The sequence below is a fragment of the Microbispora sp. NPDC004025 genome (genome assembly GCF_053604425.1).
Genome location: NZ_JBSGHN010000003.1, coordinates 566,874 through 587,504, shown reverse-complemented (window position 1 = coordinate 587,504; position 20,631 = coordinate 566,874). Strand labels below are relative to the sequence as shown.

The following is a 20,631-nucleotide window of genomic DNA, read 5'->3' as shown; positions in this document are numbered from 1 at the left end:
TCACTCGGGGGAGGCGAGCCAGCCGTCGACCTCGCTCAGCAACTCCTTCCTGACCGCGTCGGGCGCCCTGGACGACCGGATCGACTGCCTGGCGAGCTCGGCGAGCTCGGCGTCGCTGAAGCCGTACACGTCCCTGGCGAGCTCGTACTGCGGCAGCAGACGGGCGCCGAACAGCAGCGGGTCGTCGGCGCCGAGGGCGATCGGCACCCCGGCCTCGAACAGCCGCCGCAGCGGCACGTCCTCGGGCCGTTCCGCCACGCCGAGGCCCACGTTGGACAGCGGGCACACCTCGCAGGTGATCTGCCGGTCGGCCAGCCGCTCCATCAGGCGGGGCGACTCGGCCGCGCGCACCCCGTGGCCGATCCGGTCGGCGCCCAGGTCGTCGAGGCACTCGGCGACGCTCGCCGCGCCCAGCAGCTCGCCGCCGTGCGGCACCGCGAGCAGCCCGGCGCTCCTGGCGATCCGGAAGGCGTGCTCGAAGTCCCTGGCCCGGCCGCGCCGCTCGTCGTTGGACAGGCCGAAGCCGACCACGCCCCTGCCCTCGTACCGCACCGCCAGGCGGGCCAGCGTCCTGGCGTCGAGAGTGTGCCGGGTGCGGTTGGCGGCCACGATCACCGCCATGCCGATCCCGGCCTGTCTGGCGGCCTTCTCCGTCGCGTCGAGGACGAGTTCGAGGGTCTCGGTCAGCCCGCCGAAACGCTGGGCGTACCCGGACGGGTCGACCTGGATCTCCAGCCAGCGCGACCCCTCCCGGGCCTCGTCCTCGGCGGCCTCACGCAGCAGGCGGTAGACGTCCTGCGGCCGGCGCAGCACCGACCGCGCGATGTCGTACAACCGCTGGAACCGGAACCAGCCGCGTTCGTCGGTGGCCCGCAGTTTGGGCGGCCAGTCCTCGACGAGCGCGTCGGGGAGATGGACGCCCTGCTCCCGGGCGAGCTCGATCAGCGTCGAATGCCGCATCGAGCCGGTGAAGTGCAGGTGCAGGTGTGCTTTGGGGAGCGTGTCGAGTGGACGTGCCATCTCCATATGTTGCCGCATCCCGTTGACAACCCGTCGGCGGGTTGGCGCGTTGGGGAGGGGCGAAAGGGGAGCTCATGACCGAAGAAGACGAGGCGGCCTTCGACGAGTTCCTGGCCGCGCGCAGCACCGCTCTTCTGCGCACCGCGATCCTGGTCTGCGGCGCCTCGGCGACCGACGCCGAGGACATGGTCCAGAGCGCGCTGGAGAAGGTGTACCGGCACTGGCCGCGCATCCGGCACGACAACCCCGAGGCGTACGCGCGCCGGGTCGTGGTGAACGGCGCGATCAGCAGGGCCAGGCGGCGCAGGGTGCTCCAGGAGATCACCTTCGCCCAGCCGCCGGAGACACCCGTGGAGTCGCCGGATCTCGGCCTGCGCGACGTGCTCGTCACCGAGCTCAGGAAGCTGCCGGCCCGGATGCGGGCCGTACTGGTCCTCCGCTACTGGGAGGACATGTCGGAGGCCGAGACCGCCGCGCTGCTCGGCTGCTCGGTCGGCACCGTCAAGAGCCAGGCCGCCCGCGGTCTGGCACGCGTGCGCGCACGCATGGAGAACCTGGAAGGAGCGTCCGCATGAACGTCGAAGAGGCACTGAGAGATGCCATGGCCGCTCAGGTCGCCGGCGTGCACGCGTCGCCGTCCCTGGGCCAGGCCGTCCGGCGGCGCAACCGCCGCCACGTCGTCAGATTTCGTGTGGCGGGGGCGGTCGTGCTCGCCGGGGCGGTCGCCGTGGGCGTGCCGGTGGCGTTGACCGCATGGCCCGGCACCGCCTCCAACGCAGGCGGCCTCGCCGGGAGTGGCGCCACCGGCCAGGAAGGCCCGGTCGCGTCCGCGGCCGCCTCCGGCGACACCGTCGCCACCCCGGAAGTGCTCGTCCCCGACGTGGTCGGCAAGAGCGCCGCGGAGGTCAACGCCATCCTGAAAGAGGCCGGCTACACGGTGAGGATCATGAAGATGCTCAACGACGACGCCCCGGCGGGCACGGTCTTCGCCCAGATGCCGCAGCCGGGGACGGCCGCTCCCCCCGGGGCGGCGGTCACGATCATGATCGCCACAACGGCCGGCCCGGCCTCCGCCCCTTCCGAAGGCGCCGAGGATCCGCGGATGCCCCAGGACCTCGGCGACCTGGGGGACGGCCGGACGCTCGGCGGTGTGCACCTCGGCTACCTGCCCGAAGGGCTCGAATGGGGCAAGTGGTCCGGCAAGGACGGGTTCGGCAAGGAGACCTACACCACGAGCTGGGTGGAGCCCGGCCTGGAACCCGGCATGTACAACGTCCAGATGGTCGTCTATCGGAAGGACGCCGCGAGCGTGCTGGCCAAGCGCATGCAGAGCTTCGCCGCGCAGGGCGCCGAGCCGGTCAAGGTCGGCGGCAGGAAGGCCTACCTGGTCAGCGTGTCGGAGGGCGGCGACCGGATCCTGGACGGCGGCACCCGGACGATCGTGTGGACCCTCGCGCCCGGCGTCGGGGCCGAGGTCATGATCAGCCCTGACTACGCGGCCAAGCTCGGCACGGCGGAGGCCGACAAGGAGCTGAAGAAGATCGCCGCCGGAGCCACCCTCGGCAAGTGACCCCGCCGGTCCCACCGCCTCCGCGCCCCGGCCGGGGCCGGTAGGCGGTGGGTCGTCTTTGTAGTGGCACCTGGGTCATCTTTGTACTCGCGCCCCACGCCACGACGACGCGAAGCACCTGCGCTGGCTGCGGGACGAGCTGGGTGAACGGTTCGTGGCCGGTGTCGTCCTGCACACCGGCCCACGCGTCCACGAGATGGACGAGAGGATCGTCGCCGCCCCCATCGGCGTCCTGTGGTCCTGAGACCCGCACAGCGTGGTGGAACAGGCCGTCCGCGATGTCGGCGGCAGCCGGGTTCCGGCTGGTCGGCGGATTGGCGGAGGCCCGGTCCCGCGTGGCGGGGACCGGGCCTCCGTGCCGGGTTCGTGACGCCGGCGCGCCTCGTCACCTCAGTGCGTCTCGGCTTCTCAGCGCATTTCGGCTTCTCAGTGCGTCTCGGCTTCTCAGTGCGTCTCGGCCAGGAGCTTGGTCACCCGGCTGACGCCCTCGACCAGGTCGTCGTCGCCCAGGGCGTACGACAGACGGAAGTAACCCGGAGTGCCGAACGCCTCGCCGGGCACCAGCGCGACCTCGGCCTCCTCCAGGATGAGCTCGGCCAGCTCGGCCGAGGTCTGCGGGCGCCTGCCGCGAAGCTCCTTGCCGAGCAGGGCCTTCACCGACGGGTACGCGTAGAACGCGCCGAACGGCTCGGGGCAGACCACGCCGGGGATCTCGTTGAGCATCCGGACCATGGTCTGGCGGCGCCGGTCGAAGGCCGTCCGCATCTCGGCGACGGCGGACAGGTCGCCGGAGACGGCGGCGAGCGCCGCGGCCTGGGCGACGTTGGAGACGTTGGAGGTGGCGTGGGACTGCAGGTTCGTCGCCGCCTTGACCACGTCGGCCGGGCCGATCAGCCAGCCCACCCGCCAGCCGGTCATCGCGTACGTCTTGGCCACGCCGTTCAGCACGACGACCCGGTCGCGCAGCTCGGGCACGGCGGTGGCGATGCTGGAGAACTTCGCCTCGCCGTAAACCAGGTGCTCGTAGATCTCGTCGGTGACGACCCACAGGCCCTTGTCGAGCGCCCAGCGGCCGATCTCCTCGACCTGGGCAGGGGTGTAGACGGCCCCTGTCGGGTTCGACGGCGAGACGAACAGCAGCACCTTGGTGCGGTCGGTCAGCTTCTCCTCCAGCTGCTCGACCGAGGCCAGATAGCCGGTCGTCTCGTCGGTGACCACGTCGACCTGGACGCCGCCCGCGAGCTTGATCGCCTCCGGGTACGTCGTCCAGTACGGCGCCACGACCAGGACCTCGTCACCCGGGTCGAGCAGCGTGGCGAAGGCCTCGTAGACCGCCTGCTTGCCGCCGTTGGTCACCAGGACCTGGGCGGCCTCCACCTGGAACCCGCTGTCGCGCAGCGTCTTCTCGGCGATCGCCTGCTTGAGCTCGGGCAGGCCCCCGGCCGGGGTGTACTTGTGGAACCTGGGGTTCCGGCACGCCTCGACGGCCGCCTCGACGATGTAGTCGGGCGTGGGGAAGTCGGGCTCGCCGGCGCCGAAGCCGATGACCGGGCGACCGGCCGCCTTCATCGCCTTGGCCTTGGCGTCCACGGCCAGAGTCGCGGACTCGGAGATCGCGGAAATACGCGCGGAGATGCGAGGTCGGGTCATGGCTCCATCGTTCCAGACGCGCCATGCGGTTTCGTCTCCATATCCAGGATGCGGACGGGTTCTCGCGGTAGCTTTGAACCGCACGAACGGCACTCGGGCCACCTCTCCGGGCGGCGCGGCGACCACGTGGTTCGACGGACTGGTGAAACCCGCGTACACTTCACCGACTAGTGGGCCACGTGAACGACGGGACGGACGCTTCTCCGCGTTTCTCGGGTATCGTGGTGCACGGCATAGGGCACTAGCGCAATTGGTAGCGCACCGGTCTCCAAAACCGGCGGTTGGGGGTTCGAGTCCCTCGTGCCCTGCGGAGTGCGGTCCGCGCAACAATGGCGTGAAAGCGCGCCGCAACTGCGACGGACACGACGGATCAGGTGAGGACTGTGGCGATCGACACCCGCGGCGAGACCGCTGGCAAGCCAGGCAAGCCGACCAATGAGAAGAAGGCAAAGCGCACCTCGCCCGCTCTTTTCTACCGGCAGGTCGTCGCCGAGCTGCGCAAGGTCATCTGGCCCAGGCGCAATGAGCTGATCTCGTACACGGTAGTTGTCCTGGTCTTCGTCGTGATCATGGTTGGGCTCGTGTTCGGGATCGATACGCTGCTGGGTAAGGGTGTGCTCTGGCTCTTCGGCGGATCCTGATCCCGCCCAAGACGTCGCAGCGCGTCAAGACACCAAGCGAAGAAGGAAGAGTCCCGTGTCCGAGTCCCCGATGCCGGCCGACCGCTCCCATGACGAGGATGACGAGTGGGGCACCGAGCAGGACGAGGCCGTAGCAGAGGTCGAGGAGACCACGGTCGCCGACTCAGACGGTGGTGACGGCGGCGAAGACGCGGCTGAGGTCGCCCCGCAGGTCGACGAGGACGGTGACGTCCTCCCGGATGTCGACCCGGTCGAGGAGTTCAAGCGCCAGCTTCGCGGTCAGTTCGGCGAGTGGTACGTCATCCACTCGTACGCCGGTTACGAGAACCGCGTGAAGCAGAACATCGAGAGCCGTATCGGGTCCCTCAACATGGAGGACTTCATCTTCCAGGTCGAGGTGCCGACGCACACGATCACGGAGTTCAAGGGCGGCAAGAAGACTCCGATCAAGGAGCGCGTGCTTCCCGGTTACGTCCTGGTCCGGATGGACCTGACCGACGAATCCTGGGCCGCGGTGCGTAACACGCCCGGTGTGACCGGCTTCGTCGGCCTGTCCAACAAGCCGAGCCCGCTGAACCTCGACGAGGTCGCCAAGCTGCTCGCCCCGGAGCCTTCCGAGGAAGTCAAGAAGGCCACGACCAAGACGACCACCGCGACCGTCGACTTCGAGGTCGGCGAGTCCGTCACGGTCATGGACGGGCCGTTCGCCACGCTGCCGGCCACGGTCAGCGAGATCAGCGCCGAGTCGCAGAAACTCAAGGTCCTCGTGTCGATCTTCGGTCGAGAGACCCCGGTCGAGCTGTCGTTCAACCAGGTCTCGAAGATCTGACCGTCTCGCGTAGACTCGATAGCCGTCCTCACGCACGCCCTGCTTCGGCGTGCCCGTGAGGCTTTTGTAGGACAAAGGACCCGGAGAAGGACAAATGCCTCCAAAGAAGAAAGTCGCGGCCCTGGTGAAGGTCCAGCTTCCCGCTGGACAGGCCACCCCCGCGCCGCCGGTCGGTACCGCGCTCGGTCCGCACGGCGTCAACATCATGGACTTCGTCAAGCAGTACAACGCGGCGACGGAGGCCCAGCGGGGCAACATCATCCCCGTCGAGATCACCATCTTCGAAGACCGCACCTTCACCTTCATCACGAAGACGCCGCCGGCGCCCGAGCTGATCAAGAAGGCCGCCGGTCTGCAGAAGGGCAGCGCGAACCCGCACAAGGACAAGGTGGGCAAGCTGACTCGCGAGCAGCTTCGCCAGATCGCCGAGACCAAGATGCAGGACCTCAACGCCAACGACGTCGAGGCCGCCGAGAAGATCATCGCCGGCACCGCCCGCTCCATGGGCATCACGATCGCCGACTGAGAATCTTCCGCGGGGGCTCGTAAGCGCCCGAGGCGCCGCGCCGCAGGCGCGGCAATCCAACGCTGTGGGAGGGCCGAAGCGCAGGCCCGGACCACGATCTCCACGAGGAGCATGAAGTGAAGCGCAGCAAGAACTGGAAGAACGCGGCGGCCGAGGTCGACCGCGCGGCCCTGTACAACCCGCTCGACGGCGTACGGCTGGCCAAGAAGACCGCGACCACGAAGTTCGACGCGACCGTCGAGGTCGCCCTGCGGCTGGGCGTCGACCCCCGCAAGGCCGACCAGATGGTCCGCGGCACCGTCAACCTCCCGCACGGCACCGGCAAGACCGCCCGGGTCCTGGTCTTCGCGACCGGTGACCGTGCCGAGGAGGCCCGCGCGGCGGGCGCCGACATCGTCGGCTCCGACGAGCTGATCGACGAGGTGTCCAAGGGCCGTCTCGACTTCGACGCGGTCGTCGCCACCCCGGACCTGATGGGCAAGGTCGGTCGCCTGGGCCGCGTGCTCGGCCCCCGCGGCCTCATGCCGAACCCGAAGACCGGCACCGTCACGCCCGACGTGGCCAAGGCCGTCACCGACATCAAGGGCGGAAAGATCGAGTTCCGGGTCGACCGGCACGCGAACCTGCACTTCATCATCGGCAAGGCGTCCTTCGACGACCGTCAGCTCGTGGAGAACTACGCCGCGGCGCTGGACGAGGTCCTGCGTCTCAAGCCGTCGGCGGCCAAGGGCCGTTACCTCAAGAAGGTCACCTTCACCACGTCCATGGGCCCGGGCATCCCGGTCGACCCCAACGTGACGCGGGCGATGACCGCCGAGATCGACGCCTGAGCCGTCGCCCCGGCCCGTACGACGACGGAAGCCCCCGCCCTCACTGGGCGGGGGCTTCCGCGCGTCTTGGACGGATCACGAGCTCCCGCGCGTCTTCCCATGATCAGACGGCGCATAAACTCGGCGCGTGACCGAAGAGCGCAGGGATTCCGTCGATCACATCCTTGACCAGTGGCAACGCGAGCGGCCCGACCTGGACCTGTCGGCCATGGGGGTCTTCGGCCGTCTCGCCCAGGTGACCCGGATGGTCGAGGGCCGGGTCGAGGAGGTCCTCGACCGGCACGGCCTGCGTGCGGGAGACTTCGACGTCCTGGCCGCGCTACGCCGTTCCGGCCCGCCGTACACGCTGATCCCCTCCGAGTTGTCGGACATGGTGATGATGTCGCGTGCCGGCATGACGAGCCGGCTCGACCGGCTGGAGGCCGCCGGGCTGGTCGAGCGCAGCCTCGACCCGGCCGACCGGCGCAGCTTCAAAATCACCTTGTCGGAGAAGGGGCGCGAGGTGATCGACGCGACCCTCACCGACCACGCGGCGAACCTCGCCCGGCTCGCGTCGGGGCTCTCCCGGCGGGAGGCCGACACGCTCGACCGGTTGCTGCGCGACCTGCTCACCTCGCTGGCCTGACACGCTCGCCGGCTCATCGGCGTACGCCGCGGCGCCAGACACCCGCGATGGCACGGGTGGCGGTGATGTCGCGGGTCGGGTCACCGTCCACCAGCAGCAGGTCCGCGCGCATGCCAGGCGCGATCCGCCCCCGGTCGTGAAGCCCGAAATGCCGGGCGGGGACGCTGGTGGCCGCCGCGAGCGCCTCCTCGGGAGTGAGCCCGGCCTCGGTGAGGAGCGGCAGTTCGCGATGCATGCTCGCGCCGTGCAGCGGGGCGAAAAAGTTCGCGTCCGTGCCTGCCAGCAGGGGCACGCCCGCGCGGTGCAGGGCCAGGGCCGCGTGCGCGGCGTTCACCACGCCCTGGGGGTGCACGGGTACGGCACCGGGGTCGTCGCGGACGGCGGCCCGCGCGTGGCCGGGCAGCCGCGACGCGACCCGCTCGTCCCGGACGAGTTCCGCCCCGCCCGTCCCGCCGGTGATCGCCTCGATGTAGCTCAGCGTGCTGATCACGAACACTCCGCGGGCGGCGGCCCGCGCCGCCAGTTCCTCGACGGCGGGATCACCGGGCGGGGCGTCGTGGAAGACGTGCGCCAGGCCGTCGACCCCCGCCTCGATCGCGACAGCGGCGTCCCGCACGGTCGCCACGTGGGCGATGGCCGCCAGGCCCGCGGCGTGCCCGGCCTCGACGAGCGCGGCGACGACGTCCGGGCCGAGAACCGGCAGGTCGAGCCCCGCCGCTGAGCCGTCGTCCACGACGATTTTCAGATAGTCGATGCCCTCCGCCAGCCGGGCCTCGACGAACTCCTTCGCCTGCCCGGCGCCGGCGATCGTGTCGAAGGCGCCCACGGCGTCGCCGAGGTGAGCGACGGCGGCGGCCTCGGCGGCCATGATCTGGCTGGGGTGGCCGTTCGGTGCGGTGGCCAGGACGCCGGCGCTGCGCAGGTCGGCCACGTCGTCCCGCTCGGCGGCGAGCCTCCGCTGCCTGGCGAGGTTGGACGGCAGGCAGAACATGTCGAGCTCCGTCGTCACCCCGAAGGCCAGCGCCTGGGCGAGCATGCCGTCGGAGACATGGGTGTGCGCGTCGATCAGGCCGGGGAGGACCGTCCTGCCCGTTCCGTCGATCTCGGTGTCCACCCGTCGTCCGTCGTACTCGGCGATGAGGCCGTCCTCGACGAGCACGTCCGCCCGGGGGATGGTCCGTTCGCCGTCGAAGACGCGCACGTCCCGAATCAGGGTCCGCATGTCCGCTCTCCCCGTGTAGTTCGATAACCGATAGTACGAAGACTAACTATGGTGCTGCAAACTACCGTGAATGTGCGGGGATTGTGCAGGCCTGGTGGTGGTTCGTCCGGAGCCGACGCGCCCGGCGCGTTAGGCACATAGGGTCAAGGGCAGGTAAAGGGGGAAACCGAAGGGATGGACACAATGCGACGACTACTGGTGGCCGCCGGAGCGGTGGCCGCGATCACGGTCGCGGGATGCGGGACGACCGCGACTCCGTCTCTCCAGAACGCGCAGCTCTCGGCGGCCGAGGTCATTCAGCAGACCGCGCAGAAGGCCGACGAGGTCAACACCTATGCCGCGGACCTCGTGGTCAACGTGACCGACGCCAAGGGCGGTCAGGGCGGGGTCGTCCAGGGGACGATGCTCTACCAGAAGACACCGCAGATCGCCTCTGACATCAACCTCAGCCAGCTGTCGTTCAACGGGCAGAGCGTGCCCGGCGGCGTGCGGGTGATCCTCCAGGGCGACGTGGCGTACGTGAAGCTCGACATGCTCAAGACCCTGGTGGGCGCCACCAAGCCGTGGATCAGGCTCGACCTGAAGCAGCTCGGCTCGCAGGCCGGCGTGAACGTCGACCAGTTCCTCGGCCAGGCCCAGCAGTTCGACCTGAAGACGAGCGCCGCCCTGCTGACCGCGTCCAAGGACGTGAAGTCGGTCGGCAGCGAGCAGGTCGGCGGGGTGGACACCACCCACTACTCGGGCACGTTCCCGGTCGACCAGGCGGTCAAGCAGCTTTCCGAGGAGCAGCGCGGGCGTCTGCAGGGCGAGCTCGCGAGCGCCAAGGACGTCAAGTTCGACGCGTGGATCGACGCCCAGGGCCTGCCCCGCAAGGTCGAGCTGAGCGGCGGCAAGCCGGACGCCGGCACGTTCAAGGCCACCGCGATGTTCAAGTCGTTCAACGAGCCGGTCTCGATCAAGGCGCCGGCCGCCGACCAGGTGGGCGAACTGCCGCAGACGCTGCCGCAGCCGTCCGGCCTCGGCGGCTGATTTGGCGTCCAGCCGGTTGACAACGTAGTCTGTCTCCTGCCGAAGACCGCCGGTCGTCGCTGGGCGTACAGCCCGGCGACCGAAGGATCCACGTTGAGTGGACGGCCCGCGTAGGTGTGGAGACGCTTGAGGACGTTCGACGTCCGTCCAAGCCCCGTGCGCCTGCGCCGGGGCTTGTCTGTTTTCCGAGGGCCTTCGCCGGCGGCACATCTGGAAGGAGGCCCATGGCGAAGGCGGAGAAGAGCGTCGCGATCGCCGAGCTCAAGAGTGAGTTCGAGGGATCCAGCGCCGCCGTTCTGACCGAATACCGCGGTCTCACCGTCGCTCAGCTCAAGCAGCTGCGCGTTTCTCTCGGTGGGAATGCGAAGTTCGCCGTGGCGAAGAACACGCTCACCAAGATCGCGGCCAACAACGCCGGGATCACCGCCCTGGACGACCTGTTCCAGGGCCCGACCGCCATCGCGTTCGTCAAGGGCGACGTCGTGGAGGCGGCCAAGGGTCTGCGTGACTTCGCCAAGGCCAACCCCCTCCTGGTGATCAAGGGCGGCGTCGTCGACGGCAAGTCGATGACCCCCGACGAGATCACGAAGCTTGCCGACCTTGAGTCCCGTGAGGTGCTCCTCGCGAAGCTGGCCGGTGCGCTGAAGGCCAAGCAGTCCCAGGCTGCCGCCACCTTCGCCGCGCTGCCCACCACCATGGCTCGACTGGCCGAGGCTCTGCGCGCCAAGCGCGAAGAGGCCGGTGAGTAGGTCCGCGCAGCGGACGGGGGGAAGCGCGCACCGCGGTCCCTTTTCACTTTTTTGCTAGATCCACTGGAGGAACACATCATGGCGAAGCTCAGCACCGACGAGCTGCTCGAGACCTTCAAGGAGATGACCCTCCTTGAGCTGTCCGAGTTCGTGAAGGTCTTCGAGGAGACCTTCGACGTCAAGGCCGCCGCTCCGGTCGCCGTCGCCGCCGCCCCGGCCGCCGGTGGCGCCGGTGCCGCCGCCGAGGAGGCCGAGGAGCAGGACGAGTTCGACGTCATCCTCGAGGCCGCCGGCGACAAGAAGATCCAGGTCATCAAGGAGATCCGCGCCCTGACGAGCCTGGGCCTCAAGGAGGCCAAGGACCTCGTGGACGGCGCTCCGAAGCCGGTCTTCGACGGCAAGGTCAACAAGGAGCAGGCCGAGAAGGCGAAGGCCGCCCTCGAGGGCGCCGGCGCCACCGTCACCGTCAAGTAAGACGGTCTCGCAACACGCTTCACCGAAGGGGCGGGTCCATCCAGGTGCCGGATGGGACCGCCCCTTTCGCGTGTCCGGAAGTCGAGTGCGATCCAGACCCTTATGAGCAGGCCGGGCCCGTTGATCTATCGTGCGGACATAGGATCCGCGCGACATGATCGGGCCGAGACCACCGGTGCTCAGGAGGTGCGGGGATGCGGCGCGCACTGACCGTCGGGCTCGTCCTCCTGGTGGCCGTGTCGGCCCTGGCGGTCCTGCGCCTCTTCCAGGCCCGTACGGAGGCCCTGGCGGCGGAACAGGACCGCGAGATGGCCGTGAGGGCCGCCGCGGCGCACGCCGTGAGCCTCATGTCCATCGACCACCGCCGCATCGACGACGACATCAAGCGCGCGCTGGCCACCTCCACGGGCCCAGAGCGCGCACGCTACGCGGCCGGGCAGGCGGCGCTGCGGGACGCCACGCTGAAGAACAAGGCCGTCCAGACGGGTGTCCTACGGGCCTCCGCGCTCGCATCCCTCGACGGCGACCGGCGCACGGCGCAGGTGCTGATCGTCGGCGATGCGGTGATCCACTGGGAGGACGGCAGGAAGGCGCCTCCCGAGGAGCGCTTCTTCCGCTGGCGCATGGACGTCACGAACGCCTCGGGCCTGTGGCTGGTCTCCCGCGCGGAGCTGGTGCGGTGAGGCGCCTCCTGGTGTCGGTGACGGCCCTCGTGGCGGCCGGGCTGGCCGTCGCCGCCGTGTGGCTGCTGCTCGACCTGCGCCGCCTCCAGGCGGCCGAGACGGCCTCCCGCGAGGCCCTGGCGGCCGCCCGGTCGTACGCGCCCGACATGCTGTCGTACGACTACCGTACGATCGACCGGGACATGCTGAGGGCGCGCGCGCACGCCACCGGGCAGCTGGCGGAGCACTACCGGACGCTCGCGGCGACACTCGGACCGCGGGCGCGTGAGCGGCGGACGGTTCAGCACGCCGTCGTGGCCGCGGCCGGTGTGGAGTCGGCGACGCCGGAAGAGGTCCGGGTGCTGCTGTTCGTGAACATGGTCACGACGCGTTCGGGCCCGGGTCAGGATCAGCCGAAGCAGCAGGTCAGCCAGGGGAGAGCGCGCCTGGTCATGGTGACGCAGGGCGACGGCTGGAGAGCCTCCCGGCTGTCCACGCTGCTGGGTGACACGCCCGTCCCCTAGGCCCGTGGCTAAATTGTTAGTAAAGAAGACGTTTAGGCCGGGGCTAGGGCTGGGTATTCAGGGCATGGCGGCGTCGACCCACGGTCAGCGTTGGCCCGTTCGTGTGACTGAGCGTTACCCGTCTCCGGTCCCGGGTAGGGACTGGGTCCCGGCGCTCGCTCGGTCCCAAGGGCGGGAAAAACCCAGCGTGACGCCCGCCGGTTAGGCGAAATGTCGGCTCTCGGGCTTGACGTTTCGGCGCTGACGGGTGATGCTGCCACCAACGTGGAGCGCAGAGCGATAGCGGAGTGGACAGGTGTATGCCGATCGGCTACACTGCCCCTTTGCGCTGCCCTTTGACGACCGTCTCTCTGAGTAACTCTTAGTCCTGGTCGTCTGGCGTGCGTGTAGTCAGTCCGCGAGCCCTCGGAAGGACATCTGTTGGCAGCCTCGCGCAACGCCTCCGCCGTACCCGCCGGTCCCCGTACCGTGTCGTTCGCACGTATCGAGGAGCCGCTCGAAGTACCCGACCTTCTCGCCCTGCAGACCGAGTCCTTCGATTGGCTGCTCGGTAACGAGAGATGGAAGGGCCGGGTTGAGGCGGCTCGCCAGGCCGGGCGCAAGGACGTCCCGGCCCAGTCGGGTCTCGAAGAGATCTTCGAGGAGATCAGTCCCATCGAGGACTTCTCCGGAACCATGTCCCTGTCGTTCCGGGACCACAGGTTCGAGCCGCCCAAGTACTCAGTCGATGAGTGCAAAGACAAGGACATGACCTACTCCGCCCCGATGTTCGTCACGGCGGAGTTCATCAATAACACCACAGGTGAGATCAAGAGCCAGACGGTGTTCATGGGCGACTTCCCGCTCATGACGTCGAAGGGCACGTTCATCATCAACGGCACCGAGCGTGTCGTGGTCTCCCAGCTCGTCCGGTCGCCCGGTGTCTACTTCGACCGCTCGGTCGACAAGACCTCCGACAAGGACCTGTTCGGCTGCCGGGTGATCCCGTCGCGCGGCGCGTGGCTCGAGTTCGAGATCGACAAGCGGGACAGCGTCGGCGTGCGCATCGACCGCAAGCGCAAGCAGCCGGTCACCGTGCTGCTCAAGGCGCTCGGCTGGACCAACGACCAGATTCTTGAGCGTTTCGGCCAGTACGAGTCGATGCGGGCGACCCTGGAGAAGGACCACACCTCCGGCCAGGACGACGCGCTGCTGGACATCTACCGCAAGCTGCGTCCGGGTGAGCCGCCGACCAAGGAGTCGGCGCAGGCGTTGCTGGAGAACCTGTACTTCAACCCGAAGCGCTACGACCTGGCCAAGGTCGGCCGCTACAAGATCAACAAGAAGCTGGGCGTCCAGGCCGACATCACCCAGGGCACGCTGACCGACGAGGACATCGTGTCCACCATCGAGTACATCGTCCGGCTGCACGCCGGCGAGGAGACGATGGGCCCGGACAACTCGGTGGTCGTCGAGACCGACGACATCGACCACTTCGGCAACCGCCGTCTGCGCAGCGTCGGCGAGCTGATCCAGAACCAGGTCCGGCTGGGCCTGGCCCGTATGGAGCGCGTCGTGCGCGAGCGCATGACGACGCAGGACGTCGAGGCGATCACGCCGCAGACCCTGATCAACATCCGCCCGGTCGTGGCGTCGATCAAGGAGTTCTTCGGCACCTCGCAGCTGTCGCAGTTCATGGACCAGACCAACCCGCTGGCCGGCCTGACGCACAAGCGGCGTCTGTCGGCCCTCGGCCCGGGTGGTCTGTCGCGTGAGCGCGCGGGCTTCGAGGTCCGCGACGTGCACCCGTCCCACTATGGCCGGATGTGCCCGATCGAGACGCCGGAAGGCCCGAACATCGGCCTGATCGGCTCGCTGTCCTCCTACGGACGGGTCAACTCCTTCGGCTTCGTCGAGACCCCGTACCGTCGCGTCGTCGACGGCCGGGTCACCGACGAGATCGACTACCTGACCGCGGACGAGGAGGACCGGCACGTCGTCGCGCAGGCCAACACGGGCCTGAACGCCGACGGAACCTTCGCCGAGACCCGCGTGCTCGCCCGCCGCAAGGGCGGCGAGTTCGAGGCCGTCCACCCGTCCGAGGTCGACTACATGGACGTCTCGCCGCGCCAGATGGTGTCGGTGGCGACCGCCATGATTCCGTTCCTCGAGCACGACGACGCCAACCGCGCGCTGATGGGTTCGAACATGCAGCGTCAGTCGGTGCCGCTGCTGAAGAGCGAGGCGCCGCTGGTCGGGACCGGCATGGAGTACCGTGCCGCGACCGATGCCGGTGATGTGATCACGGCCGAGAAGGCCGGCGTGGTGGAGGAGGTCTCGGCCGACTACATCACGGTGATGAACGACGACGGCACGCGGACGACCTACCGGGTGGCGAAGTTCAAGCGGTCCAACCAGGGCACGTGTTTCAACCAGAAGCCGATCGTGGCCGAAGGTGACCGGGTCGAGCAGGGTCAGGTCGTCGCCGACGGGCCGTGCACCGACAACGGTGAGATGGCGCTGGGCAAGAACCTGCTGGTGGCGTTCATGCCGTGGGAGGGCCACAACTACGAGGACGCGATCATCCTGTCCCAGCGTCTGGTGCAGGACGACGTGCTGTCGTCGATCCACATCGAAGAGCACGAGGTCGACGCCCGCGACACCAAGCTGGGCCCCGAGGAGATCACCCGCGACATCCCCAACGCCTCCGAGGACGCGCTGGCCGATCTCGACGAGCGCGGCATCATCCGGATCGGCGCCGAGGTTGTGACCGGCGACATCCTGGTGGGCAAGGTGACGCCCAAGGGTGAGACGGAGCTGACGCCCGAGGAGCGGCTGCTGCGTGCGATCTTCGGAGAGAAGGCGCGTGAGGTGCGTGACACCTCGCTGAAGGTGCCGCACGGTGAGTCCGGCAAGGTCATCGGGGTGCGCGTGTTCAGCCGCGAGGAGGGCGACGAGCTTCCTCCGGGCGTCAACGAGCTGGTCCGGGTGTATGTGGCGCAGAAGCGCAAGATCACCGATGGGGACAAGCTCGCCGGCCGTCACGGCAACAAGGGCGTCATCTCCAAGATCCTCCCGGTGGAGGACATGCCGTTCCTCGAGGACGGCACCCCGGTCGACATCGTCCTGAACCCGCTGGGCGTCCCCGGGCGGATGAACGTCGGCCAGGTGCTGGAGACACACCTCGGGTGGATCGCCGCTCGCGGGTGGGACGTCTCCGGTGTCGAGGAGGCCTGGGCCGAGCGCCTGCGTGAGAAGGACATGGACAGGGTCGAGCCCTGGACCAAGGTCGCCACGCCGGTGTTCGACGGCGCTAACGAGGAGGAGATCGTCGGCCTGCTCGACAGCACCCTGGTCAACAGGGACGGCTCCCGCATGGTGGGGGAGAACGGCAAGGCGCGGCTGTTCGACGGCCGTTCCGGCGAGCCGTTCCCGCACCCGATCTCGGTGGGCTACATCTACATCCTGAAGCTGCTGCACCTGGTCGACGACAAGATCCACGCTCGTTCGACCGGCCCGTACTCGATGATCACCCAGCAGCCGCTGGGTGGTAAGGCGCAGTTCGGCGGCCAGCGCTTCGGCGAGATGGAGGTGTGGGCGCTGGAGGCCTACGGCGCGGCGTACGCGCTGCAGGAGCTGCTGACGATCAAGTCCGACGACGTGCTGGGCCGCGTGAAGGTCTACGAGGCCATCGTCAAGGGCGAGAACATCCCCGAGGCGGGCATTCCCGAGTCCTTCAAGGTCCTCATCAAGGAAATGCAGTCGCTCTGCCTGAACGTCGAGGTTCTCTCCAGCGACGGCATGTCGATCGAGATGAGGGATACCGACGAGGACGTCTTCCGCGCGGCGGAGGAGCTCGGCATCGACCTGTCCCGGCGCCCCCACGAGGGCGCGATGACCGTCGACGAGGTCTGATTCAAAAGGGGATTATCTAGTGCTCGACGTCAACTTCTTCGACGAGCTGCGCATCGGCCTCGCGACCGCCGACGACATCAGGCAGTGGTCGCACGGCGAGGTGAAGAAGCCGGAGACCATCAACTACCGGACCCTCAAGCCGGAAAAGGACGGGCTCTTCTGCGAGAAGATCTTCGGTCCGACCCGGGACTGGGAGTGCTACTGCGGCAAGTACAAGCGCGTCCGCTTCAAGGGCATCATCTGTGAGCGTTGTGGCGTCGAGGTCACGCGCGCCAAGGTGCGCCGCGAGCGGATGGGCCACATCGAGCTGGCCGCGCCGGTCACCCACATCTGGTACTTCAAGGGTGTCCCGTCGCGCCTCGGCTACCTGCTCGACCTCGCCCCGAAGGACCTGGAGAAGGTCATCTACTTCGCGGCGTACATGATCACGCATGTCGACAACGAGATGCGTGACCGTGACCTGCCCTCGCTGGAGGCGAAGATCTCCGTCGAGCGGCAGCACATCGAGCAGCGCCGTGACGCCGACATCGAGGCCCGGCAGAAGAAGCTCGAGGCCGACCTGGCCGAGCTGGAGGCCGCCGGCGCCAAGGGCGACGCCCGCCGCAAGGTGCGCGAGGGCGCCGACCGCGAGATGCGCCAGCTCCGCGACCGGGCCCAGCGCGAGCTGGACCGGCTCGAGGAGGTCTGGAGCCGCTTCAAGAACCTCAAGGTCCAGGACCTCGAGGGCGACGAGCTGCTCTACCGCGAGATGCGCGACCGGTTCGGCCGCTACTTCCGCGGCGGCATGGGCGCCCAGGCCATCCAGGAGCGGCTGGCCAGCTTCGACCTGGAGGCCGAGGCGGAGAACCTGCGGGAGACCATCCGCAGCGGCAAGGGCCAGAAGAAGGCCCGCGCCCTCAAGCGGCTCAAGGTCGTCGCGGCGTTCCTCAACACGCGCAACTCGCCGAGCGGCATGGTCCTCGACTGCATCCCGGTGATCCCGCCGGACCTGCGGCCGATGGTCCAGCTCGACGGTGGCCGCTTCGCCACCTCGGACCTGAACGACCTGTACCGCCGGGTCATCAACCGGAACAACCGCCTCAAGCGTCTGCTCGACCTCGGCGCGCCCGAGATCATCGTGAACAACGAGAAGCGGATGCTCCAGGAGGCCGTCGACGCCCTGTTCGACAACGGCCGCCGCGGCCGCCCGGTCACGGGCCCCGGCAACCGTCCGCTGAAGTCCCTCAGCGACATGCTGAAGGGTAAGCAGGGTCGTTTCCGGCAGAACCTGCTCGGCAAGCGTGTCGACTACTCCGGCCGTTCGGTCATCGTCGTCGGCCCGCAGCTCAAGCTCCACCAGTGCGGCCTGCCCAAGCAGATGGCGCTGGAGCTGTTCAAGCCGTTCGTGATGAAGCGTCTGGTCGATCTCAACCACGCGCAGAACATCAAGTCCGCCAAGCGGATGGTCGAGCGGTCCAAGCCGGTCGTGTGGGACGTGCTGGAAGAGGTCATCACCGAGCACCCGGTGCTGCTCAACCGCGCCCCCACCCTGCACCGCCTGGGCATCCAGGCCTTCGAGCCGCAGCTGGTCGAGGGCAAGGCCATCCAGATCCACCCGCTCGTCTGCACCGCGTTCAACGCGGACTTCGACGGCGACCAGATGGCGGTGCACCTGCCGCTGTCGGCCGAGGCACAGGCCGAGGCGCGGATCCTGATGCTGTCCACCAACAACATCCTCAAGCCGGCGGACGGCAAGCCGGTGACGATGCCCACCCAGGACATGGTCATCGGTCTGTACTGGCTGACCACCCAGAAGGAGGGTGGCCTGGGCGAGGGCCGGGTGTTCACCACGGTGTCGGAGGCCCTCATGGCCCACGACCGCCACGAGCTGGACATCCAGGCCAAGATCCAGGTCCGCCTCAAGGACGTCCCGCCGCCGCGCGGCTGGGAGGCCCCCGAGGGCTGGGAGACCGGCGACCCGATCCGGCTGGAGACCACGCTGGGCCGGTGCCTGTTCAACCAGACGCTGCCCGCCAACTACCCCTTCGTGAACTACCAGGTCGGCAAGAAGCAGCTCTCGGCGATCGTCAACGAGCTGGCCGAGCGGTACCCGAAGGTGGAGGTGGCCAACGCGCTCGACTCGCTTAAGGACGCCGGCTTCTACTGGGCGACCCGCGCCGGTGTCACGATCTCCATCGAGGACGTCGTGGCGCCGCCGAACAAGGCCGCCATCATGGAGTCCTACGAGAAGCGCGCCGACAAGGTCCAGCGGGAGTACGACCGCGGTCTGATCACCGACGAGGAGCGCCGTCAGGAGCTCATCGAGATCTGGACCCACGCGACGGCGGACGTCGAGACCGACATGGTCAACGCGTTCCCGGCGACCAACCCGGTCTGGATGATGGTCAACTCCGGCGCCCGCGGTAACCGCATGCAGGTGCGGCAGATCGCCGGCATCCGCGGCCTGGTGTCCAACACCAAGGGTGAGACGATCCCGCGGCCGATCAAGTCCTCGTTCCGCGAGGGCCTGTCGGTGCTGGAGTACTTCATCTCGACCCACGGCCAGCGGAAGGGTCTGGCGGACACCGCTCTGCGGACCGCCGACTCCGGTTACCTGACCCGTCGTCTGGTCGACGTCGCGCAGGACGTCATCGTGCGCGAGATCGACTGCGGCACCGACCGGGCCGTCCCGCTGCACGTCGGCGAGCGCGACCCGCAGGGCAACCTGGTCAAGGCCGAGAACGCCGAGAGCAACGTGCACGGCCGCATCCTGGCCGAGGACGTCGAGGTGGACGGCAAGCTCGTCGCGTCGGCGGGCGTCGACATCAACGACGACGTGGTCACGGCGCTGGTGAACGCCGGCATCGAGACCGTCAGGACCCGCAGCACGCTCGTCTGCGAGGCCAAGATCGGTGTCTGCGCGACCTGCTACGGCCGCTCGCTGGCCACCGGCAAGCTGGTGGACGTCGGTGAGGCCGTCGGCATCATCGCGGCCCAGTCGATCGGTGAGCCCGGCACCCAGCTGACCATGCGTACCTTCCACACCGGTGGTGTGGCGGGTGCGGACATCACCCACGGTCTGCCGCGTGTGCAGGAGCTGTTCGAGGCGCGCATCCCCAAGGGTGTCGCCCCGATCAGCGAGGTCGCCGGCCGCGTCCGGATCGACGAGACCGACAAGACCCGCAAGATCGTCATCACTCCGGACGACGGCTCCGACGAGATCGCCTACCCGGTGTCGATGCGGTCGCGGCTGCTGGTCTCGGAGGGGCAGCGCGTGGACGTCGGTCAGCTCCTGATCGCCGGTGCGCGCAACCCGAACGAGGTCCTGCGCATCCTCGGCCCGCGCGCCGTCCAGCTCCACCTGGTGGACGAGGTGCAGCAGGTCTACCGCTCGCAGGGTGTGTCGATCCACGACAAGCACATCGAGGTCATCGTCCGGCAGATGCTCAAGCGCGTGAACGTGCTGGAGTCCGGCGACACCGAGCTGCTGCCCGGCGAGCTGGTCGAGCGGCCGCGCTTCGAGGCGATCAACCGTCAGACCGTGGCGGAGGGCGGCCAGCCGGCCGCCGGTCGTCCGGTCCTGATGGGCATCACCAAGGCCTCGCTGGCCACCGAGTCGTGGCTGTCGGCGGCGTCCTTCCAGGAGACGACGCGAGTCCTCACCGACGCGGCGATCCACGCCAAGTCGGACTCGCTGCTCGGCCTCAAGGAGAACGTCATCATCGGTAAGCTCATCCCGGCCGGTACGGGCATGCCCCAGTACCGCAACATCCGGGTGGAGCCGACCGAGGAGGCCAAGGCCGCGATGTACACGGTCGGCGGCTACGACGGCTCGGCGGCGGACTACACCTTCGGCTCGGGCAGCGGCGAGGCCGTCCCGCTGGAGGAGTACGACTTCGGCCAGTACGGCCGATGACAGGTCGCCGCGGTGAGCGATCGCCGCGGCGGTGAACATACGGAAGCGGCCCGGGGCATGACGCCCCGGGCCGCTTCCCGTTGTGCGCGGTCCGCGTACGGGCATGGGGATCCGGCGGCACGAGGGCGGGGACGGCGCCGAAACCGTGAGAAGCCCCTCGTGGGGGCGGTATGATAGGGGGCCGAGTCCTTCGACGGTCCGGCTCGGGCCGTCGGCGAAGCGGCACGTCAGGACAGCGGGGCACGTCCCTCCGGGGCGTCCTCCTCTGTTTTGACGTGTTGTACGGGGGCGGGTAGGCTTTACCTTCGTGCCCGTCTGTGGGCTCGCATGCGTGCGCTCAAATGCCGCTTTCCGATAGGGAGGCGCGTGGGGGGCGCCGTGTGACTCCTCCAGATCGACCGGGTCCGCCCGGGAGTGCTGCGACAAGAGCGCGACACGCCCGAGCGCGTGGGTCGAAGGGGAGCGAAAACCAGCAGGTCATGACACCGGCA

At 68.7% G+C, this 20,631-nt stretch carries 17 protein-coding genes and 1 tRNA gene; 15 read left to right on the top strand and 3 right to left on the bottom strand.

What is annotated here, in order from left to right; all coding sequences use genetic code 11:
* Positions 1-1,020, bottom strand: coding sequence for an adenosine deaminase (locus ACWEQG_RS10870; protein ID WP_452283652.1), 1,020 nt, complete (start codon positions 1,018-1,020; stop codon positions 1-3).
* Between the two features lie 74 nt (positions 1,021-1,094).
* On the opposite strand from ACWEQG_RS10870, the gene ACWEQG_RS10865 reads away from it, so the two are divergent.
* Complete coding sequence (locus tag ACWEQG_RS10865) at positions 1,095-1,595, top strand: SigE family RNA polymerase sigma factor (protein WP_452283650.1); 501 nt, start codon at positions 1,095-1,097, stop codon at positions 1,593-1,595.
* Positions 1,592-2,590 (top strand): PASTA domain-containing protein, encoded by a 999-nt coding sequence (locus ACWEQG_RS10860; protein WP_452283648.1) that lies wholly within the window; start codon positions 1,592-1,594, stop codon positions 2,588-2,590. The genes ACWEQG_RS10865 and ACWEQG_RS10860 overlap by 4 nt, the downstream gene beginning before the upstream one ends.
* 444 nt (positions 2,591-3,034) lie before the next feature.
* On the opposite strand, the gene ACWEQG_RS10855 is transcribed toward ACWEQG_RS10860, so the two are convergent.
* Positions 3,035-4,240: a pyridoxal phosphate-dependent aminotransferase gene (locus ACWEQG_RS10855; RefSeq protein ID WP_452283646.1), complete on the bottom strand. Its 1,206-nt coding sequence runs from the start codon at positions 4,238-4,240 to the stop codon at positions 3,035-3,037.
* 235 nt (positions 4,241-4,475) lie between these two features.
* Here ACWEQG_RS10855 and ACWEQG_RS10850 point away from each other — a divergent pair.
* The 6 genes from ACWEQG_RS10850 to ACWEQG_RS10825 all read left to right on the top strand — a co-directional run bounded on the left by ACWEQG_RS10850 (position 4,476) and on the right by ACWEQG_RS10825 (position 7,691).
* Positions 4,476-4,548 (top strand) — tRNA-Trp (locus ACWEQG_RS10850).
* Between the two features lie 75 nt (positions 4,549-4,623).
* Positions 4,624-4,881, top strand: coding sequence for a preprotein translocase subunit SecE (gene secE, locus ACWEQG_RS10845; protein ID WP_363469032.1), 258 nt, complete (start codon positions 4,624-4,626; stop codon positions 4,879-4,881).
* 55 nt (positions 4,882-4,936) lie between these two features.
* Positions 4,937-5,710 carry a transcription termination/antitermination protein NusG gene (gene nusG, locus ACWEQG_RS10840; protein WP_452283644.1) on the top strand — a complete coding sequence of 258 codons (774 nt, stop codon included), beginning with the start codon at positions 4,937-4,939 and terminating at the stop codon, positions 5,708-5,710.
* A 94-nt stretch (positions 5,711-5,804) separates the two neighbouring features.
* Positions 5,805-6,236 carry a 50S ribosomal protein L11 gene (gene rplK / locus ACWEQG_RS10835; protein ID WP_030510282.1) on the top strand — a complete coding sequence of 144 codons (432 nt, stop codon included), beginning with the start codon at positions 5,805-5,807 and terminating at the stop codon, positions 6,234-6,236.
* 116 nt (positions 6,237-6,352) lie between these two features.
* Positions 6,353-7,066 carry a 50S ribosomal protein L1 gene (gene rplA, locus ACWEQG_RS10830; protein ID WP_169988796.1) on the top strand — a complete coding sequence of 238 codons (714 nt, stop codon included), beginning with the start codon at positions 6,353-6,355 and terminating at the stop codon, positions 7,064-7,066.
* A gap of 127 nt (positions 7,067-7,193) precedes the next feature.
* Positions 7,194-7,691 carry a MarR family winged helix-turn-helix transcriptional regulator gene (locus ACWEQG_RS10825; protein WP_452283642.1) on the top strand — a complete coding sequence of 166 codons (498 nt, stop codon included), beginning with the start codon at positions 7,194-7,196 and terminating at the stop codon, positions 7,689-7,691.
* Positions 7,692-7,704: 13 nt separating this feature from the next.
* On the opposite strand, the gene ACWEQG_RS10820 is transcribed toward ACWEQG_RS10825, so the two are convergent.
* Entirely contained in the window at positions 7,705-8,913 is a 1,209-nt protein-coding gene (locus ACWEQG_RS10820; RefSeq protein WP_452283640.1) for an amidohydrolase family protein, read from the bottom strand.
* Positions 8,914-9,096: 183 nt separating this feature from the next.
* Here ACWEQG_RS10820 and ACWEQG_RS10815 point away from each other — a divergent pair, with 183 nt between their 5' ends.
* From ACWEQG_RS10815 to ACWEQG_RS10785, 7 genes are all read left to right on the top strand, one after another.
* Positions 9,097-9,942, top strand: coding sequence for a LolA-like protein (locus ACWEQG_RS10815; RefSeq protein ID WP_363469024.1), 846 nt, complete (start codon positions 9,097-9,099; stop codon positions 9,940-9,942).
* 224 nt (positions 9,943-10,166) lie between these two features.
* A complete protein-coding gene (rplJ, locus tag ACWEQG_RS10810) occupies positions 10,167-10,691 on the top strand; it encodes a 50S ribosomal protein L10 (protein WP_079319155.1) in 525 nt (174 codons plus the stop codon).
* 78 nt (positions 10,692-10,769) lie between these two features.
* Positions 10,770-11,165, top strand: coding sequence for a 50S ribosomal protein L7/L12 (rplL, locus tag ACWEQG_RS10805; protein WP_079319156.1), 396 nt, complete (start codon positions 10,770-10,772; stop codon positions 11,163-11,165).
* Positions 11,166-11,359: 194 nt separating this feature from the next.
* Positions 11,360-11,848 (top strand): hypothetical protein, encoded by a 489-nt coding sequence (locus ACWEQG_RS10800; RefSeq protein WP_452283638.1) that lies wholly within the window; start codon positions 11,360-11,362, stop codon positions 11,846-11,848.
* Positions 11,845-12,351, top strand: coding sequence for a hypothetical protein (locus ACWEQG_RS10795; protein WP_452283636.1), 507 nt, complete (start codon positions 11,845-11,847; stop codon positions 12,349-12,351). Before ACWEQG_RS10800 ends, ACWEQG_RS10795 begins: the two co-directional genes overlap by 4 nt.
* A gap of 420 nt (positions 12,352-12,771) precedes the next feature.
* Positions 12,772-16,245, top strand: coding sequence for a DNA-directed RNA polymerase subunit beta (gene rpoB, locus ACWEQG_RS10790; RefSeq protein WP_452283634.1), 3,474 nt, complete (start codon positions 12,772-12,774; stop codon positions 16,243-16,245).
* A gap of 19 nt (positions 16,246-16,264) precedes the next feature.
* Entirely contained in the window at positions 16,265-20,140 is a 3,876-nt protein-coding gene (locus tag ACWEQG_RS10785) for a DNA-directed RNA polymerase subunit beta' (RefSeq protein WP_363473858.1), read from the top strand.
* Positions 20,141-20,631: the final 491 nt, after the last annotated feature.